Below are 17,767 nucleotides of genomic sequence, written 5' to 3'. Positions count from 1 at the left end.
CCCGCTTTCGCGGGAATGACGGTGAGGATGCGCCCGGCGTTACATCACACCCATGACTCCCGGCGCTGGCCCCGCGCGCGCCGCTCCGCCATCATCCACGGATGCGTCGCGCCGACCGGCTCTTCCTCATCATCCACGCCCTGCGCGGGCGCCGTACCGCGCTGCAGGCGCGCCAGCTCGCCGGCACGCTCGGCGTCTCGCTGCGCACCGTCTATCGCGACGTGGCCGACCTGCAGCTTTCCGGCGTGCCCATCGAGGGCGAGGCCGGCGTCGGCTATCTGTTGCGCAAGGGTTCGGACATCCCGCCGCTGATGTTCACCGCCGACGAGCTCGAATCCCTGGTGGTCGGCACGCGCTTCGTGCGGGCCTTCGCCGGGCAGAAGCTGGCCGAAAGCGCGCAGGCCGCCTTGCTCAAGATCGAGGCCGTGCTGCCCGCCGACCTGCGCGAGCGCGCCACGCGCACGCGCATCTACGCGCCGATCTGGCGCGACCAGAGCAAGACCGATTTCGCCGCGCTCATCGACCGGCTCAACGCCGCCATCACCGACGGCCAGGTGCTGCGCCTGGACTACACCGACGAGGCGGGGCGAACCTCCACGCGCGAAGTGGAGCCGCTGTGCCTGGCGTTCTGGGGCGGCAAGTGGACCCTGGGGACGTGGTGTCGTTTACGGGTGGGCTTCCGCAATTTCCGGCCGGATCGCATTGCCGCGTGCACCATCACGGGGGAGCGGTTCGGGGATGTGGAGGGGCGGAATCTGGATGCTTATCTGGAGGCGATGCGGGGGTATTACGAAGGGATGGATGGGTGACTTTTCTTCCTCTCCTCTTTGGGGAGAGGGTTTGGGTGAGCCCCGAAAAGGGGGTAAAGGTCGGGTGCTCGCCTCACCGCTTCATTCTTTAGCCGTCATCCCTGCGGAGGCAGGGATCCAGCGACTTTATGCTCGGTTGTCGCGTAGAGGTTGATCGGCTCTTACCAGCGTTTCCGCGACCGTGCCGCCTACGCGGCGAGCGTTCCGACCTCCTGCCGGAGGTCGGGTCACTTTCTCTTGCTTGCCCAAGAGAAAGTAACCAAAGAGAAGGGCCCCCCGGATGAGGCACCTATCGGGCAAAGCCCGATAGGTGCGCGGACGGGTTCCGGGCTTTTCGACGGGGCTCCTGCCCCGACGAAAAGTGCCTGGCTTCCATGCCAGGCACCCCTGCGGGGCCTGATCTCCACCCGCCCGCCGCCTCATACGGGGATCCGGAAGATCAAGAGCGACTGCCGACGGCTCGTGCCGCTGCGCGGCACATCGCGTCGTGGCGGACGCGCAGAGCAGGAATGTGGCGTTGTGCTGGGATGTCGCGCTGAGGAATGGAGCGCTGCGCTGCAGGAACCGCAAGGTAGTTGTGTCACTGCGCGACACCCCGGGTGACGGTAAAGATCAAACGCCAAGTCGAGCGTCGCCCCTCAAGCCACCAGAACGAACTCACACCCCAATCCGTTACCCTCACTCCGCGCGTACAAGCCGGAGCCGTCCATGTCCTCCACCGTCAGCCCTGCCACCAAGGCTGCACCTGTCTGGCACCTCGACCTGGTGGCTGGCCTTTCCATCGCCGGTCTGTTGATTCCGGAAGCGGTGGCCTATTCGGGCATCGCCAATCTGTCGCCGCAGGCCGGTGTCATCGCGTTGTTCGTGGGTCTGGCGACGTATGGCCTGCTCGGGCAAAGCCGCTATGCCATCGTCTCCGCGACGTCATCGTCGGCGGCGGTGCTGGCGGCGGGCACGTTGGCGCTGGCGGGCGGGGACAACGTGTCCCGCGTGGCGATGGCGGGGACGCTGATCCTGCTGGCGGGTGTGTGTTTCCTGATTGCGGGCGCGGCGCGGCTGGGTGGGTTGTCGCATCTGATCGCGCGTCCTGTGCTGCGCGGTTACACCTTCGGGCTGGCGTGCGTGATCGCGCTCAAGCAGCTGCCGCATCTGATGGGTGTGGCGGACATGCATGGCGATTTCGTGCCGGCGCTGCTGCTGCAGCTGGCCAAGGTGCTGCCGCAGGTGAATGTGGCGGCGCTGGGCGCGGGTGTGGTGGCGTTGGCGTTGTTGTTCGCGTGCGAGCGTTTCCGGCGGTTGCCGGGCAGCCTGGTGGCCATTGCGCTGGGTGTGGCGTCGTCGGGCTGGTTGGCGGCGCATGGCGTGGCGTTGACGGGTTCGATCCAGCTGGCGGTGGATCTCGGCTGGCCGACCTGGCCGCAGAGCGGCCAATGGTTGCCGAGCGTGGAACTGGCGGCGGCGTTGCTGCTGATTCTCTACGCGGAGTCGTACAGCTCCATCCGCGGGTTCGCGCTCAAGCATGGCGACGCGGTGAACCCAAATCGCGACCTGCTGGTGCTCGGCGTGGCCAATATGGTCTCCGGCGCGCTGCATGGCATGCCGGTGGGCGCGGGTTATTCGGGCACGTCGGCGAACGAGGCGGCGGGCGCGCAATCGCGGCTGGCGGGCTTGATCGGCGCGGGCGCTGTACTGGTGCTGGTGTTGCTGGCCTTGCCGTGGATCGAGCGCATCCCGCAGCCGGTGCTGGCGGCCATCGTGATCCATGCGGTGAGCAAGTCCCTGCGGGTGTCCGTGTTCATGCCTTATCTGCGTTGGCATCGCGACCGGCTGGTGCTGCTGGCGGCGGTGGTGGCGGTGCTGTCGCTGGGCATCCTCAACGGCTTGCTGTGCGCCATCGCCTTCAGCCTGGTGATGTTGCTGCGCCAGCTGGCCGCACCGCGGCTCAGCGTGCTGGGCCGGCTGGCCGATGGGCATGATTTCGTCGATATCGGGCAGCACCCCGGCGCGCAGCCGGTGCCGGGCATGCTGATCGTGCGGCCGGAGGAGCCGCTGTTCTTCGTCAACGCCGAGGCCATGCTGGCGCAGGCGCGGCATCGGGTGGAGGCCTGCCAGGGGCTTAGGCGCGTGGTGCTGAGCCTGGAAGTCAGCCCCGACCTGGACGGTACCTCGCTGGAAGCCATCGGCGATTTCGCCACCTGGCTGGCCGCGCGCGGCATCGAGCTGCGCGTGGCACGCTTGAAGGACGACGCCCGCGATGCCCTGTCGCGCATGGCGCTACCCCAGCTTCCGCCACAGGCGCTGGACGACTGGAGCGTGGAGGATGCCGTGTCGGCACCGCCGATGACCTCGTTGCCAAAGGGAAACCCGCAGTGAAGAACGCTCTACGCACGACCTGGCTGGCCGCCGCCGTGACGCTGGCGCTGGCCGCCCCCGCCTGGGCCGATTCCAGCGCCGATGCACGCTTCAGGCAGATCTACGAACAGGAATGGGCCTGGCGCAACGGCCAGTCCGGCATCGCCTCGTCGGGCGAGGCGCAACCCAACGGTTCGCGGCTGGACAACGTGGACGCGGCCAACCAGCAGAAGCGCCTGGACTACTGGCAGAAGGTGTCCAGCGAGCTCGACGGCATCGACGTCAAGCAGCTGTCGCCGGAAGAGCAGGTGAACTACGCGGTGTATCGCGCGCAAATCCACAACCTGCTGGCCGCGCAGCAGTTCAAGCAATGGCAGATGCCGTTCAACAGCGACTCGGCGTTCTGGAGCGACCTGGGCTACGTGCTGGAAGGCGACAAGCTGCGCACCGCGCAGGACTACCAGCGCTACATCGATCGCCTCAACGAAGTGCCGGCGTATTTCCAGCAGCAGATCGACAACATGCGCGACGGCCTGGCGCGCGGTTTCACCGTGCCCCGGGAAGTGCTGAAGGGCCGCGACGTGTCCATCGCCTCCGTGGCCGAGCTGAAAGACCCCGCGCAGAGCAGCTTCTACAAGCCGTTCGAGAAAATGCCTTCCACCATGCCCGCGGCCGATGCGGCGAAGCTGCAGCAAGCGGCGAAGCAGGCCATCGGCGCCAAGGTGGTTCCGGCCTACGCCAAACTGCTCGCGTTCTTCCGCAACGAGTACGTGCCCAAGGCGCGCACCACGCTGGCGGCTGAAGCCATGCCGGACGGCAAGGCGTGGTATCGCCAGCAGATCATCGAGTACACCACGCTCGACCTGGACCCCGACACCATCCACAAGGTGGGCCAGGAGCAAGTGGCGAAGATCCACGCCGAGATGGTCAAGACCATGCAGGAGACGGGCTTCAAGGGAAGCTTCGCCGACTTCCTGCATTTCCTGCGCACCGACCCGCAGTTCTACGCCAAGACGCCGGACGAACTGCTGATGCGCACCGCCTGGGTCGCCAAGCAGGTGGACGCGCAGCTGGGCAAGGAATTCGGCCGTCTGCCGCGCCAGCGCTTCGCCATCGTGCCGGTGCCGGACGACATCGCACCGTACTACACCTCCGGCCGCGGCGGCGCGGGCACGTACCTGGTGAACACCTACGATCTGCCGTCGCGTCCGCTCTACAACATGCCCGCGCTGACCCTGCACGAATCGATGCCGGGCCATTCGCTGCAGCTCGCGCTGGCCGCCGAGCAGCACGGCCAGCCGGATTTCCGTCGCGAGGGTTACATCTCCGCCTACGGCGAAGGCTGGGGCCTGTACTCCGAATACCTCGGCAACGAGATGGGCATCTACAAGACGCCCTACGAACACTTCGGCTACCTCACCTACCAGATGTGGCGCGCGTGCCGGCTGGTGGTCGACACCGGCATCCATCACCTGGGCTGGACGCGCCAGCAGGCGATCGACTTCATGACGCAGAACACCGCGTTGTCCGACCGCGAAATCGCCAACGAAGTGGACCGCTACATCAGCTGGCCGGGCCAGGCGCTGTCGTATGAGCTGGGCTACCTGAAGATCCTGGAACTGCGCCAGAAGGCCGAGCAGGCGCTGGGACCGAAGTTCGACATCCGCCACTTCCACGACACCGTGCTGCAGATCGGCTCCGTGCCGCTGCCGGTGCTGGAGAAGCGCATCGACCGTTTCATTGCCGAGGGCGGCCCGGAGCCGGATTTCGGCTGTGACTGCGGGAAGGACAAGGGCGGAAAGAAGTAACGGAGCAGAGGAGCCATCACGTCATTCCCGCGATAGCGGAATGGCGTGATGGCCGGCGCCGCTTCACGGCGCCGCTTTTTCCGCATAGCGCTGCAGACGCTGCAACTGGTCCATCCACATCGCGTTGGCCGCGGGCGCGATCTTGTCGAGCCCGCTGGCCGCGGAGCCGTTGACGCGGTAGTCAAATTGCAGCGCCGTGCCGCCCGGCGCGGGTTTAAGGGTGAAGGTCATCACGCCCTGCACGGCCATGGCCTGCAACGGTCCCAATGCGGCATCGAGGCGGATCACGTGGCCTGGCGCCGCCCAGATCACCCGGCCATGCTCCACGCTCTGGCCATCCCAGCGTTCGCAGAAGCATCCGCCGGCCTCGGCCTTCAGGCTCAGGTGCGTGGCGTCGCCGGAATAGGTGTGTTCGCTGTTCCACCAGCGGCCGACGTCGGTCAGTGCGGCGTAGAGCTTGTCGGGCGACGCATGGACGGTGCGGGTGTCCTGGATCAGCAGGTGGTCCAGCGCGGCCTCCTTCACTTCCGCATGGGCGGCGAGGGCGCAGGCGGAGAGCAGGATCGCGGCGGCAAGGGCGTGGCTACGCATGGCGGTTCCTCCCGACGGGGCGGGGCGAGTATGCGGCGGGCCGGGAGGCGCCTGTACTGGCCGAACGGCCGATGACTGGCCCACTGGCGAAAAATGCACCAATGAAGTAAAGTTGATCACAACTTCACAGGGAGAGTCGAACCATGGCGGCTCATCTCCAACCCGAAAGCCATCCCGCCACCGATCTCGGCGGCCCCGCGCTGCGCGCCTTCTTCAACATCGCCGAGCGCTGGAACCTGCGCATCGCCGACCAGCGCCGCCTGCTGGGCGATCCGCCGGAGTCCACCTTCTACAAGTGGAAGCGACTGCAGAGCGGCACGCTGGGGCGCGACACCCTGGAACGCATCAGCTACCTGCTGGGCATCTTCAAGGACCTGCAGATCCTGTTTCCCGACCCCGACCAGGCCGACGGCTGGGTGCATCGCGCGAACCAGGCCGCGACGTTCGGCGGCCATTCGGCGCTGGAACGCATGCTTTCGGGCAACGTGGCCGACCTTTACGTGGTGCGCCAGTACCTCGACGCCCAACGCGGTTGAGGAGCTGGAAGTGAGTGAAGAGGAGTGAGAAGCGAGAGAGAGCGGGGGATCGCGACTCTCACTTCTCACTCCTCTTCACTCGTTCCTCGTTCCCAGCCCCACGTCGCAACCCGCGATACCGCTCTCCGCCATACTCCTTTCCTCTGGCAGATCGCGTGAGAGATCCACGTCATGGCCGACATTCCACCGCTCAAACGCATCCGCTGGAGCCATGCCTATCGCATCGTTCCCAGTCGCTTTCCGCCCATCGGCGTGTTCGACCGCATCGCCGAGCCGGGCGATCTGGAAGCGCTGTACGCCATCGAGGCGATGACCAATCCGCGCCTGCGCAATGAAATCGGCGACCTGCACCTGGTGTCGCCGGAGCGGCGCATCAGCGGTCCGGGCACTACGCCGGTGATGGCGGCGTTCACGCATCTCAACCCCGAAGGCAGCCGTTTTTCCGACGGCACCTGGGGCGTGTTCTACGCCGCGCACAGCGTGGCCACCGCGGTGGAGGAAACGGTCTATCACCGCGAGCTGTTCCTCGCCGCCACGGCCGAACCGCCGTGCGACATCGAAATGCGCTGCTACAGCACCAGCATCCAGGCGAAGCTGCACGACCTGCGCGGGGGCTGGAAGGCCGAGCACGATCCGGACAACTACGCCGCCGGCGTCGCACTCGCGCGCAGGCTGCGCAAGGAAGGCTCGGATGGGCTGGTCTACGACAGCGTGCGTCATGCCGGCGGTGAATGCGTGGCGGTGTTCTATCCCGATCGCGTCGCGCCGTGCGTGCAGGCGCAGCACCTGATGTACCGCTGGGACGGCAAGCGCATCGCGCAGGTGCTGACCGTGGACGAGTGGAAGCGCGGCTAGTGCATGTGAAGGCATGAAAAAGGGCCCTTCTCGCGAAGGGCCCCTGCAGCTTCCTTGCCGACTGGTCTCCCCTTAGAACCGGTAGCCCACGCTGGCGCCAAACACGATGGGGTCGATCTTGGCCGTGCCGATCTTGGTGTTGTTGAGCTTCACGTCGCTCTCGATGTAGGCCCAGCGCACGTCCACCGTGGCGAGCCACTTCTCCGAGATCTTCATGTCGAAGCCGGCGCGCACTGCCGGGCCCCAGCTGTTGGCGATGCTCACGCTGTTGCCGTACAGCGCGCCCGTGGCATGGGTGCCGAAGAAGTTGGTGTAGTTGACGCCCAAGCCCAGGAAGGGCGACCACGCCTGGTTCGGCATGAAGTGGTAGTTGATGCCGAAGGTCGGCGGCAGTTCCTTGGTGCGGGCCACCGTACCCAGGCCGGCGAGGCTGACGTCGTGCAGGAACGGCGAGGCGCCGAGCACGTCCACGCCCCAGTTCGGCGTGATCATGTATTCAAGGTCGATGGTGGGGCGCGTGCTGCTGCTCACATCCGCGCGCGCGCCGGCCAGGGTGCCGTTGTTGCTCTTGGGCGCGACCACGGTGCCGCCGATGCGGACGACCCAGGAATCATTGCCTTCCGCGTGGGCGGCGGGAATGGCGAGCGCGCCGAGCGTGGCGGCAAGGGCAAGGGGAAGCAGGGCTTTCATGGCGTTGTTCCATCGTGTTTTCGTTGGTGACAAGGCCATGGTCGTTAGGAAGTCGTTGTCTACCCTTGATCCAGATCATGTGCGTGTAGGGCATTCGGACGCAGGTGTGAAGGCGGAAAAGAAAAAGGCCCGCACGATGGCGGGCCTTTCCTTTCCTCGCGTGACGGCGCGTGGCGATCAGTTGTCGGCGTTGGTCGCCCAGCCCTCGCGGTTGCCGCGCGTGAATACGCGGTCGCCGTCCAGCACGTCGCCGGCCTTGTGCGCTTCCGTCTCGCGCAGTTTCGCGTAGATGGGCGTGAAGTCGGGACGCGTGGCGTCGAACAGCTGCTCGAAGCTGTCGATCACGAAATAAGTCTGCTGGAAGGTATCGATGCGGTAGCGCGTGCTCATCACGCGCTCCAGGTCGAAGCCGATGCGGTTGGGCGAGGCCGAGTCCAACGAATAGATCGACTCGCCCTTGGAGCTGACGATGCCCGCGCCGTAGATGCGCATGCCTTCCTTAGTATTGATCAGGCCGAATTCCACCGTGTACCAGTACAGCCGCGTGAGGTTCATCAGCGCTTCGGGCCCGATCGCGAAGGCCTTCATGCCGCCGCGCCCGTAGGCCTGCATGTAGTCGGCGAACACTGGGTTGAGCAGCAGCGGCACGTGGCCGAACAGGTCGTGGAACAGGTCGGGCTCGCTGAGGTAGTCGAGCTGGTCGGGCTTCCGGATCCACCAGCTCACCGGGAAGCGGCGATGGGCAAGGTGATCGAAGAACACCTCGTCCGGCAGCAGCCCCTCCACCGCGACCAGCTCCCAGCCGGTGGTGGCGCCCAGCACCTTGTTCAGGTCGGCGAACTTCGGGATGCCGCCATCGCCCAGGCCGAAGCGCTCCACGCCATCCAGGAACTCCTGGCAGGCCCGGCCCGGCAGCAGGTCGCGCTGGCGCTTGTAGAGGGTGTCCCACACTTCGTGATCGGTGCGGGAATAGTCCGCCCACGGTTGCTCCACGACGCCCGTGGCATACACAGGCACATAGCCACGGTCGGTCTGCTGATGTTCTACGCGGCGCGGCGTGGTGTTCATGGCGTGCTCCTGGCGACATACCCGCTAGTTTTGGCTCTGCCAGCATAGGCTGATTGCCGCGCACGATGCTTGTTTTGTTGCATCAAGTGACGCCATTTGCGCAATAATCGTGTTTTACCCTGCGTATCTATGGAGATTTGTTGCCATGGTTACTCTGGACCGCACCGATCTGCGGATTCTGGCCGTCCTCCAGTCGGACGGACGCATCACCAATGCCGAGCTGGCCGACAAGGTCAGCCTCTCGCCCTCGGCGTGCCTGCGCCGGCTCCAGAAGCTGGAGGGCGAGGGCGTGCTGGCGGGGTACAGCGCACAGGTGGACCCCCAGGCGGTGGGGCTCGGCCTGCAGGCCTTCGTCCGCGTGCAGCTGACCAAGCACGAGAGCGCCGCCGTCGAGCGCTTCGTGGCCCTGGTGAACGACTGGCCCCAGGTGGTGTCCTGCTATGCGCTGACCGGCGACATGGACTACCTGCTGCACGTCTATGTGGCTGATCTGCAGGACTTCTCGCGCTTCCTGCTGGACCGGCTGCTGAACGCCTCGGGCGTGGCGGACGTCAACTCCAGCTTTGTCCTGCGCACGGTCAAACACTCCTCGGCCCTGCCGCTGGGGCAGCTGGAACGTTGATCCCGCAAATGGGCGCTTCGGGATCGACTAACGCTAAACTAACCGGTACTGATGAATAGCCATTCCCTCACCGCCCCTGCCCGCCGAGACCTGATGCGACCCTTGCGCTACCTGTGGCGAGTGCCCCTGCTGCTGCTGCACGTGGTGCTTGGCATCCTGCTCTGTTCGCTGGTGCTGACCTGGCGCCGCGACGTGGTGATGAAGAACGGCCGCGAGCCGTTTGCGCATCGCACCATCCGCTGGTGGTCCACCGCCTTGCTGCGCATCTTCGGCTTGCGCTCGGTGCGGGTCGGCACGCCGCTGGCCGATCCGGTGCTGTTCGTCGCCAACCACACGTCGTGGATCGACATCGAGCTGTTGCACAGCCAGCGCGCCGCCTGCTTCGTCGCCAAGGCGGAAATCGCCAGCTGGCCGCTGGTGGGCTGGCTGGCCTCCGCGGGCGGCACCATCTTCCACCGCCGCGGCAGCAATCATTCGCTGGCGGCGGTGATGCAGGTGATGGTGGATCGCCTGCGTGCGGGCCGTTCCGTGGCGGTGTTCCCGGAGGGCGGCACCGGCCACAACGGCGTGCTGCGCGTGTTCCATGCGCGCATCTTCCAGGCCGCGCTCGACGCCGAAGTGCCGGTGCAGCCGGTGGCCCTGCGCTTCGCGCGCGACGGTCGCCGCGTCATCGACGCCGGCTTCCGCGAGCACGAAAACTTCATGCAGAACTTCCTGCGCCTGCTGGGCGAAGCGCCGCTGGACGCCGAGGTGCATTTCCTCGAGCCGGTGCCGGCCACGCCCGATGCGCGCCGCCGCATGGCGGAAACCGCGCGCGAGCGCATCGCGCTGGCGCTGGAAGACAAGACGACCCACGAAAACCAAGCATGACGCTACCCAGGGGAAAGGATTTTCTGCCGCCAAGGCCGCTGCGCAGCGGCCATATCCAGACCATGCTGTCCTCCAGCGGCGTGCGCCGCCTGCTGCTGCCCAAGGCAGCCCGGACCGTGCTGCAGGGTTCGCAGCCGATGATGGTGGATGGCGGCGACGGCGTGCGGCTCACGGGTGCGTACACCGCGCAGACGGCGCAACCCCAATCGCGCGGCCTGGCCGTGCTGTTCCACGGCTGGGAAGGCAGCGTCGATTCCACCTATGTGTTGCAGACCGGCAGCCGCCTGCTGGCCGATGGCTGGGACATCTTCCGCCTGAATTTCCGCGACCACGGCGACAGCCATCACCTCAACGAAGCGCTGTTCCATTCGTGCCGCATCGACGAGGTGGTGCATGCGCTGGGCGACATCGCCCAGCGTTTTCCGGCGCGGCCCATGGCGCTGGCCGGTTTTTCGCTGGGCGGCAATTTCGCGCTGCGCGCCGCCATGCGCGCGCCGGCGGCCGGCCTTCCGCTGAGCTATGCGCTGGCGGTGTGCCCGATCATCGATCCGGGCGAGGGCCTGTTCTCGCTCGAAGCCTCGGCGCCGTGGTTCTACCAGGCGTACTTCATGCACAAGTGGCGGCGCTCCCTGCAGGCCAAGCAGGCGGCGTTCCCGCAGCGCGAATACTTCGAGCTGGCCGAGCTCAAGCAGAACCTGCGCGGGCTCACCGCGGCGCTGGTGGCGCGGCACACCGATTTCGGTTCGCTCGAAGCCTATCTGGACGGCTATTCCGTGGCGGGCCGAGCGCTGGAGGACATGCACGTCCCGTGCACCATCCTCACCGCGCGCGACGACCCCGTCATTCCGGTGGACGCGTTCGAGAAGCTGCAGCTTCCGGCTAACATCGAGCTGGACATCGCCACCTATGGCGGCCACTGCGGCTTCATCCGCGGCTGGGACATGACCAGCTTCACCGACGACTACATCGCGGCGCGATTCAACACGATCGCCTCGGCGTAGCGGCACGCAGCGTGCGGACGGGGCATGCGCAGGCCGTCACAATCGCGTCGCATCGTCCGCGTCACCATCGCGGGTCACATCCAAGGGAGGGAAATACATGGCGCACGCCAAGGGTACGTTCGAAGTAAAGATCACCCCGCAGCCAGCAGAGGACGGCGTGGGCGATCCTGGCGTCGGGCGCATGGCCATCGAAAAACAGTTCCAGGGCGACATGCAGGGGCTGGGCCGCGGACAGATGCTGGCCATGGGCACCGCCGTGGACGGTTCGGCCGGCTATGTGGCGATGGAGCGGGTCAAGGCCAGCCTGCAAGGCCGCCAGGGCAGTTTCGCGCTGCAGCATAACGGCACCATGCACCGCGGCACGCCGCAGCTGAGCATCGCCATCGTGCCGGACTCGGGCACCGACGAGTTGGCGGGCATCGCCGGCACGCTGTCGATCACGGTCGCCAACGGCGTGCATTCCTACGATCTGCATTACACGCTGCCCGATCTGCCCTGAAGCGTTTCGCTGTCGCAGCCATGGCGTTACGCTTCGGGACTCCCCCATGGAGTGCCGTTCCATGCGCAAGTTGATTCTTGGTCTGTTCGGTTTGTTCGCCGTCCACGCCGCCATGGCTGCGCCGCAGCTGGACAAGCTCACGATGCCGCCGGGATTCCACGTGGCGGTGTATTCGGATCAGGTGCCCAACGCGCGCGAGATCACGCTGGGCGCCAAGGGCACCGTGTTCGTCGGTTCCAACAGCGCGGGCAAGGTCTATGCGCTCACCGACAGCAAGGGCGACGGACACGCCGACAAGGTGCGCGTCATCGCCAGCGGCCTGCAGCTGCCAGTGGGCGTGGCGTTCAAGAACGGTGACCTGTACATCTCCGCGGTGAGCAAGATCCTCGTGCTGCGCGACATCGAGAACCATCTCGACAGCCCGCCGAAGCCGGAAGTGGTGTACGACAAGTTTCCCACCGAGACGCACCACGGCTGGAAGTTCATCGCCTTCGGCCCGGACGGCAAGCTCTACGTGCCCATCGGCGCGCCGTGCAACGTCTGCGACAAGGGCAAGGACTACGCCAAGCTCACGCGCATGAATGCCGACGGCACGGGGCTGGAAGACGTCGCCTACGGCATCCGCAACACCGTCGGCTTCGACTGGCAGCCGAAGACGAAGCAGTTGTGGTTCACCGACAACGGCCGCGATCTCATGGGCGACGACATGCCCAGCGACGAGCTCAACCGCCTGTCGCGCGTCGGCGAGCACTTCGGCTTTCCCTACTGCCACCAGGGCGACACGCTCGATCCGGAATTCGGCCAGGGCAAGAACTGCAAGGACTACGCGCCGCCGGTCTACAAGTTGGGCGCCCACGTCGCCTCGCTCGGCATGCGCTTCTATGAGGGCTCGCAGTTCCCGGCCAGCTACAAGGGCGCGATCATCGTGGCCGAGCACGGCTCGTGGAACCGCACCAAGAAATCCGGCTACCGCGTGATGGCCGTGCACCTCAGCGGCGACAAGGTCACTGCGTACGAGCCGCTGCTGGAAGGCTTCCAGCAGAACGAGCAGGCCTGGGGCCGCCCGGCGGATGTGCAGCCGCTGCCCGATGGCAGCGTGCTGGTGAGCGACGACCTGGCGGGCGCGGTCTACCGCGTGACCTACGAAAAGCACTGATGCGGCGCCTGCGCGGCGACGCGATACTCATCATTTGACCATGATCCGGGAGAACCACCTTGCAACTGCGCAGCGATAGTTTCGAACACGGGCAGCCGATGCCGGCGCGACTTGCCTTCGGCAAGCGCGGCGAGCCCTTCGCCCTGTCGGACAATCTCAGCCCGCACCTCGCCTGGAAAGACGCGCCGCACGCCACGCGTTCGTTCGTGCTCACCTGCCTGGACTTCGACGTACCGAGCAAGCCCGACGACGTGAACATGCAAGGCCGCACGGTGCCGGCCGACCTGCCGCGCGTGGAATTCGTCCACTGGCTGATGGCCAATATTCCGGTGGAATGCGGTGAGCTGGCCGAAGGCGCCTGCAGCGATGGCATCGTGCCGCGCGGCAAGCGCGCGCCCTACGGCCCGCCCGGCAGCGTGCAGGGCAAGAACGACTACACCGGCTGGTTCGCGGGCGATGCCGACATGGCCGGCGAATACCTGGGCTACGACGGCCCGTGCCCGCCGTGGAACGACAGCATCGTGCATCACTACCATTTCCGCCTATACGCGCTGGACGTGGAAAACCTCCGCCTGGCCGATGGTTTCACCGTGAACGAATTGCGCGCGGCGATGGACGGCCACGTGCTGGCCGAAGCGGAAATCATGGGCAGCTACGCGATCAATCCCTCGGCCGCCTGAACGGCGTCGGCGCGAGCGTGAACAGTGACCAAAGGTGCACGCGGCCTCAGGTCATTTTCACGCTCGGGAGGCATGGGCTGTGGGTGAATGGCGCAGGGATGACGTCATGCGCCCACAGAGAGGATCGCGCCATGCTCCATTACGCCCTGGTATTCCTGGTTATCGCCATCATCGCAGCCCTGTTCGGTTTCACCGGTATCGCCGGCGCCGCCGCGAGCATTGCGAAGATCCTTTTCATCGTCTTCCTGATCCTGGCCATCATCGCGTTCTTCCGTCGCGCGAGCTGAGCGACGGCACGACACAGCGGCATCGTCCGATGCGCCCGGTTGACCATTTTGGCTACAGTGAATGTCCGCCTCAACGGAGAACGTCATGAACAAGCAAGTCCAGGCGAACGAGGAAACCACGCCCGCCGATCGCATCGAAGAGCGCGCCGAGCGCATCAAGCAGGCCACCACGCACGCCGTGACCAACACCAAGGAAGCCGTCGAGCGCGCGGCTGACCACGTGGAGGAAAGCCTGCACCGCGCCACCGACAAGGCCGCCGACGCCGCCACGCGCGCCACCGAGAAGGCCGACGAATATCGCCAGCGCGGCCGCGAAGCCTACGACGACGCCATCGACCGCGCCGACGAATGGCTGGAGCGCGCCCGCGACTACGTGCGCGAGAAGCCCGTGCAATCCGTGGCCATCGCGCTTGGCGCCGGCTGGCTGCTTGGCCGCATACTTCGCCGCTGACAGCCGTAGCTACCTGGGGATAGTGGATGGACCAGACCGGACGCGATGACGCGCCCGCCTCGCCTGACGAGACGCCACCTGCTGCGCCGCCGGGGCTGCTGGACGACATCGGCCGCCTCGGTCGCGCTTTCCAGACGTTGTTCGGTGCCCAGCTCAAGCTGTTGTCGGCCGAGCTGGGCCTGGCCCGCAGCGCCGTGCACTGGATACTCGTCGCCGGACTGGTCGCCACCGTGGCGGGCGTGGGCCTCGGCTTGACCCTGCTGGGCCTGATCGGCTGGCTGCTGGCGCAATGGTTCGGTTCGTGGACGTGGGCGCTGGCCGCGCTCGCCGTGGTGGAGCTGGCCTTTCTGGGCGGCGCGCTGCTGCTGTTCCGCCGCTGCATGCACTGGATGACCTTGCCCGCGACGCGGGGCGAATGGAATGCGATGATGCGCGACGCCCTGCGCCGTTCCGATGCGCAGGGTCCATCCCGCCCGGAGGACGTGCCATGAGCCTCATCAAGCAATTGCACGCGGTACGCGATGCGCAAGGCCGCGTGCAGGACGCTCGCGAGGAACTGGCCCGACCCGCGCAGGCGCTGCTGTCGCGCGGCCGGCGCTATCCGCTGACCACCGTGGGCGTGGCGGCGGGCGCGGGTTTCGTGCTCGGCCAGCTCAACGTGCATCCGCTGCGCGTGCCCGGCCTGGGCGCCTTGCTGAGCGGCACCGCCGCCGAGGTGGCCGGTCAGGCCATGCGCATGGTGGCCGAGTTCATGCAGGACGGCACCGAGCCGTCATGAACACGCCTACGCCGCCGCCACCGCCGGTCGACCAGGGCGACGCGGCGGCGCCGGATTTGCCCATTGAAGCCATGGTGCCCCGCCGCGAGCCGCGGACGAACCTGATGCGCGTGCAGCGCACGCAAAGCGCGCGCCGTCACCTGCGCGGCATCCGCATCGTGCTCAACATCTTCCTGGCGCTGGCGCTGCTGTACACGGTGACCCTCACCAAGCAGCTGCTGATACCGCTGGTGCTGGCCTCCTTCATCGGGCTGGCGCTGAATCCGCTGGTGGCGCGCTGCGCGCATCTGGGCATTCCGCGCTGGCTCGCGGCCAGCGTGCTGACCATCGGCCTGATCGCCGCCATCGGTTCGGGCATCGGCATGCTCACGCAGCCGGCCCTGGGCTGGGTGCACGAAGCGCCCACGGCCATTCGCGGCTTCCTGCCCAAGCTGCGCAGCGTGCTGCAGCCGCTGGAAGCCGCCAACCGCGCTACGCAGGGTCTCACCGGCCCGACGCGCGTGCAGGGCTCGGCGCAGTCGCCGCTGTCCATCACCCTCTGGGATGTGGTCGCCACCACGCCGAAGGTGCTGGCGGGCGTGCTCACGGTGGTGTTGCTGGTGTTCTTCTTCCTGGTCTACGGCGACCTGATGCTGCGGCGGCTGGTCGAGGCCTCGCCAAGCTTTGGCTACAAGCGGCACGCGGTGTCGGTAGTGCGCGGCATTCAGTATGAAGTGTCGCGCTACATCCTCACCGCCACCCTGATCAACGCCGCGCTCGGCGCGGTGACGGCAGGCATGCTGTGGCTGTACCACATGCCCGATCCGCTGCTGTGGGGCACCGTGGCCATGCTCGCCAACTTCATCCCCTACGTGGGCGCGATCAGCACCACGGCCGTGCTGGCGGTGGTGGGCCTGCTCAATTTCAACCAGGCGGGCGCGGCGTTGCTGCCCGCGCTTACGTTCGCCGGCATCACGGCGTTCGAGGGCAACGTGGTCACGCCGTTGATCCAGGGACACCGCATGCGGCTCAGCCCCATCGCGATCCTGCTGTGGCTGCTGATCTGGGGATGGCTGTGGGGCATTCCGGGTGCGCTGCTGGCCGTGCCCATGCTCACCAGCGCCAAGCTCGTGGCCGAGCGCGTGCGCGGCTGGCGTTGGTTCGCGCGCATGGTGCAACGCTGATCCCACGATGAGCAGCGCACTCGTCATCCGCGCCGTGACCGACAGCGACTTTGTCGCCTGGAAACCGCTGTGGGACGGCTACAACGCGTTCTACGGCCGCAGCGGGGATACGGCCTTGCCGGACGAATTCACGCGCGTCGCATGGATGCGTTTTCTCGATCCCGCCGAACCGATGCATGCGCTGGTGGCCGAACGCGACGGCCAGCTGCTCGGCCTTGCGCATTACCTCTTCCACCGCAACACCACACATCCTGCGAACAGCTGCTATCTGCAGGACCTGTTCACTGTGCCGGAAGCACGCGGCCTGGGCGTGGGCCGCGCGCTGATCGAGGCCGTCTACGCGCAGGCCCGCGAAGCGGGCGCCTCGCGCGTGTACTGGCAGACGCATGAGACCAACGCAACGGCCATGCAGCTGTACGACAAGCTGGCCCAGAAGTCGGGGTTTATCGTCTACCGCCAACCGCTGTAGTCGCGTGGCGCCGGTTTTGGTCGTGTTCGCTCAGTCCTGTGCGACGCGCACCACCAGCTTGCCGAAGTTGCGACCCTGGAGCAGGCCGATGAATGCGGCCGGTGCGTTCTCCAGACCCTCCACCATGTCCTCGCGCACCTTGACCTGGCCGCTGGCGATCCATGCCTCCATGTCGCGGCGGAACGCATCGAACCGCGTGGCGTAGTGATCGAGGATGATGAAGCCCTGCATGCGAATGCGCTTCTGCAGGATCGCCGAAGTCACCGCCGGCAAACGGTCCGGGCCGGCCGAGGCCTTGTCGTTGTAATGCGCAATGAAACCGCACACCGGCACGCGTGCGCCGATATTCAACAGCGGCAGCACCGCGTCGAACACGGCGCCGCCGACGTTCTCGAAATAGACATCGATGCCGTCGGGGCAGGCGGCGGCGAGCTGTTCCGCAAAGGCGGGATCGCGGCGGTCCACGCAGGCATCGAAGCCGAGTTCGTCCACCGCGTACGCGCATTTGTCTGCGCCGCCCGCGATGCCCACCACGCGCGCGCCCTTGAGCTTCGCGATCTGGCCGACCATGGCGCCGACGGCGCCCGTGGCTGCCGCCACTACCACGGTCTCACCGGCCTTGGGCGTGCCGATGTCCAGCAGACCCACGTAGGCGGTGAATGCGGTCATGCCCAGGCCGCTGAGCGCGAGCGACGGCCTGGCCATGTCGTGGAGATGGGTCAGTTCCGCCGCGTCGGCCAAGGCGTATTCCTGCCAACCCGACGAACCCAGCACCAGGTCACCGGCTTGGAAGTCCGGATGCCTGGATACCTCGACGCGACTCACCGTGCCGCCAACCATGGCTGCACCGACAGGTACGGCCGACGCATAGCTGGTGCCCGCCTCATCCATGAGATTGCGCATATAGGGATCAAGCGAGAGATAGAGCGTGCGCAGCAGCAGCTGGCCCTCGGCGGGGTGGGGTATGGCGGCTGTTTCAACGCGGAAATCCTGCAGCGTCGGCTCTCCGTAGGGACGGTTGGCGAGGACGATGCGTTGATGGGTCGATCGATCGTGCGACATGACAGCCTTCCTTATGCTGA

General features: G+C 66.6%; 21 protein-coding genes. 17 read left to right on the top strand and 4 right to left on the bottom strand.

From position 1 onward, the window contains the following. Nucleotides 1–101 precede the first annotated feature (101 nt). The 3 genes from BDW41_RS14125 (at nucleotide 102) to BDW41_RS14115 (ending at nucleotide 4,969) form a co-directional block, all read left to right on the top strand. Nucleotides 102–809 (top strand): YafY family protein, encoded by a 708-nt coding sequence (locus BDW41_RS14125; RefSeq protein ID WP_074549462.1) that lies wholly within the window; start codon nucleotides 102–104, stop codon nucleotides 807–809. Between the two features lie 708 nt (nucleotides 810–1,517). Next, a complete protein-coding gene (locus tag BDW41_RS14120; RefSeq protein ID WP_074549460.1) occupies nucleotides 1,518–3,182 on the top strand; it encodes a SulP family inorganic anion transporter in 1,665 nt (554 codons plus the stop codon). 35 nt (nucleotides 3,183–3,217) lie between these two features. Beyond that, entirely contained in the window at nucleotides 3,218–4,969 is a 1,752-nt protein-coding gene (locus tag BDW41_RS14115; protein WP_233496884.1) for a DUF885 family protein, read from the top strand. A gap of 63 nt (nucleotides 4,970–5,032) precedes the next feature. Here BDW41_RS14115 and BDW41_RS14110 read toward each other — a convergent pair whose 3' ends face one another. After that, nucleotides 5,033–5,560, bottom strand: a complete 528-nt coding sequence (locus tag BDW41_RS14110) for an SRPBCC domain-containing protein (RefSeq protein WP_074549458.1) — start codon at nucleotides 5,558–5,560, stop codon at nucleotides 5,033–5,035. 143 nt (nucleotides 5,561–5,703) lie between these two features. On the opposite strand from BDW41_RS14110, the gene BDW41_RS14105 reads away from it, so the two are divergent. Together BDW41_RS14105 and BDW41_RS14100 are read left to right on the top strand one after the other, a co-directional pair. Next, on the top strand, nucleotides 5,704–6,096 hold the full coding sequence (locus BDW41_RS14105; RefSeq protein WP_074549456.1) for an MbcA/ParS/Xre antitoxin family protein: 393 nt from the start codon (nucleotides 5,704–5,706) through the stop codon (nucleotides 6,094–6,096). A gap of 171 nt (nucleotides 6,097–6,267) precedes the next feature. Beyond that, nucleotides 6,268–6,951: an RES family NAD+ phosphorylase gene (locus BDW41_RS14100; protein ID WP_074549454.1), complete on the top strand. Its 684-nt coding sequence runs from the start codon at nucleotides 6,268–6,270 to the stop codon at nucleotides 6,949–6,951. Nucleotides 6,952–7,023: 72 nt separating this feature from the next. On the opposite strand, the gene BDW41_RS14095 is transcribed toward BDW41_RS14100, so the two are convergent. Continuing rightward, nucleotides 7,024–7,641: an OmpW family outer membrane protein gene (locus BDW41_RS14095; protein ID WP_074549452.1), complete on the bottom strand. Its 618-nt coding sequence runs from the start codon at nucleotides 7,639–7,641 to the stop codon at nucleotides 7,024–7,026. Nucleotides 7,642–7,818: 177 nt separating this feature from the next. After that, nucleotides 7,819–8,709 (bottom strand): phenylalanine 4-monooxygenase, encoded by an 891-nt coding sequence (gene phhA, locus BDW41_RS14090; RefSeq protein ID WP_074549450.1) that lies wholly within the window; start codon nucleotides 8,707–8,709, stop codon nucleotides 7,819–7,821. Between the two features lie 145 nt (nucleotides 8,710–8,854). Between phhA and BDW41_RS14085 the strand changes: the two genes are divergently transcribed. The 12 genes from BDW41_RS14085 to BDW41_RS14030 all read left to right on the top strand — a co-directional run bounded on the left by BDW41_RS14085 (nucleotide 8,855) and on the right by BDW41_RS14030 (nucleotide 16,685). Continuing rightward, complete coding sequence (locus BDW41_RS14085) at nucleotides 8,855–9,331, top strand: Lrp/AsnC family transcriptional regulator (RefSeq protein ID WP_074549448.1); 477 nt, start codon at nucleotides 8,855–8,857, stop codon at nucleotides 9,329–9,331. A 93-nt stretch (nucleotides 9,332–9,424) separates the two neighbouring features. Beyond that, nucleotides 9,425–10,201 carry a lysophospholipid acyltransferase family protein gene (locus BDW41_RS14080; RefSeq protein ID WP_233496878.1) on the top strand — a complete coding sequence of 259 codons (777 nt, stop codon included), beginning with the start codon at nucleotides 9,425–9,427 and terminating at the stop codon, nucleotides 10,199–10,201. Further along, nucleotides 10,198–11,202 (top strand): alpha/beta fold hydrolase, encoded by a 1,005-nt coding sequence (locus BDW41_RS14075; protein WP_074549444.1) that lies wholly within the window; start codon nucleotides 10,198–10,200, stop codon nucleotides 11,200–11,202. The genes BDW41_RS14080 and BDW41_RS14075 overlap by 4 nt, the downstream gene beginning before the upstream one ends. Before the next feature lie 97 nt (nucleotides 11,203–11,299). Beyond that, entirely contained in the window at nucleotides 11,300–11,701 is a 402-nt protein-coding gene (locus tag BDW41_RS14070; RefSeq protein WP_074549442.1) for a DUF3224 domain-containing protein, read from the top strand. A 61-nt stretch (nucleotides 11,702–11,762) separates the two neighbouring features. After that, nucleotides 11,763–12,857, top strand: a complete 1,095-nt coding sequence (locus tag BDW41_RS14065; RefSeq protein ID WP_110301610.1) for a PQQ-dependent sugar dehydrogenase — start codon at nucleotides 11,763–11,765, stop codon at nucleotides 12,855–12,857. Nucleotides 12,858–12,916: 59 nt separating this feature from the next. Continuing rightward, complete coding sequence (locus BDW41_RS14060) at nucleotides 12,917–13,537, top strand: YbhB/YbcL family Raf kinase inhibitor-like protein (RefSeq protein ID WP_074549438.1); 621 nt, start codon at nucleotides 12,917–12,919, stop codon at nucleotides 13,535–13,537. 131 nt (nucleotides 13,538–13,668) lie between these two features. Continuing rightward, nucleotides 13,669–13,824 (top strand): DUF1328 domain-containing protein, encoded by a 156-nt coding sequence (locus BDW41_RS14055; RefSeq protein WP_074549436.1) that lies wholly within the window; start codon nucleotides 13,669–13,671, stop codon nucleotides 13,822–13,824. A gap of 85 nt (nucleotides 13,825–13,909) precedes the next feature. After that, nucleotides 13,910–14,275, top strand: coding sequence for a DUF883 family protein (locus BDW41_RS14050; protein ID WP_074549434.1), 366 nt, complete (start codon nucleotides 13,910–13,912; stop codon nucleotides 14,273–14,275). Between the two features lie 26 nt (nucleotides 14,276–14,301). Then, nucleotides 14,302–14,766, top strand: coding sequence for a hypothetical protein (locus tag BDW41_RS14045; protein ID WP_074549432.1), 465 nt, complete (start codon nucleotides 14,302–14,304; stop codon nucleotides 14,764–14,766). Further along, nucleotides 14,763–15,053, top strand: coding sequence for a hypothetical protein (locus tag BDW41_RS14040; RefSeq protein ID WP_074549430.1), 291 nt, complete (start codon nucleotides 14,763–14,765; stop codon nucleotides 15,051–15,053). Before BDW41_RS14045 ends, BDW41_RS14040 begins: the two co-directional genes overlap by 4 nt. 71 nt (nucleotides 15,054–15,124) lie before the next feature. Then, the gene (locus BDW41_RS14035; protein ID WP_083337692.1) at nucleotides 15,125–16,216 is read left to right on the top strand and encodes an AI-2E family transporter; all 1,092 of its coding nucleotides are present in this window, start codon (nucleotides 15,125–15,127) and stop codon (nucleotides 16,214–16,216) included. Nucleotides 16,217–16,223: 7 nt separating this feature from the next. Beyond that, nucleotides 16,224–16,685 carry a GNAT family N-acetyltransferase gene (locus BDW41_RS14030; protein WP_074549426.1) on the top strand — a complete coding sequence of 154 codons (462 nt, stop codon included), beginning with the start codon at nucleotides 16,224–16,226 and terminating at the stop codon, nucleotides 16,683–16,685. A 30-nt stretch (nucleotides 16,686–16,715) separates the two neighbouring features. On the opposite strand, the gene BDW41_RS14025 is transcribed toward BDW41_RS14030, so the two are convergent. Beyond that, nucleotides 16,716–17,747 (bottom strand): NADP-dependent oxidoreductase, encoded by a 1,032-nt coding sequence (locus BDW41_RS14025; RefSeq protein ID WP_074549424.1) that lies wholly within the window; start codon nucleotides 17,745–17,747, stop codon nucleotides 16,716–16,718. Between the last annotated feature and the right edge of the window lie 20 nt (nucleotides 17,748–17,767).

This window comes from Dyella sp. AtDHG13, assembly GCF_003201105.1.
GTDB lineage: Bacteria > Pseudomonadota > Gammaproteobacteria > Xanthomonadales > Rhodanobacteraceae > Dyella > Dyella jiangningensis_B.
The sequence above is the reverse complement of the archived record's forward strand: the minus strand, read 5'-3'. Positions and strand labels throughout refer to the sequence as shown.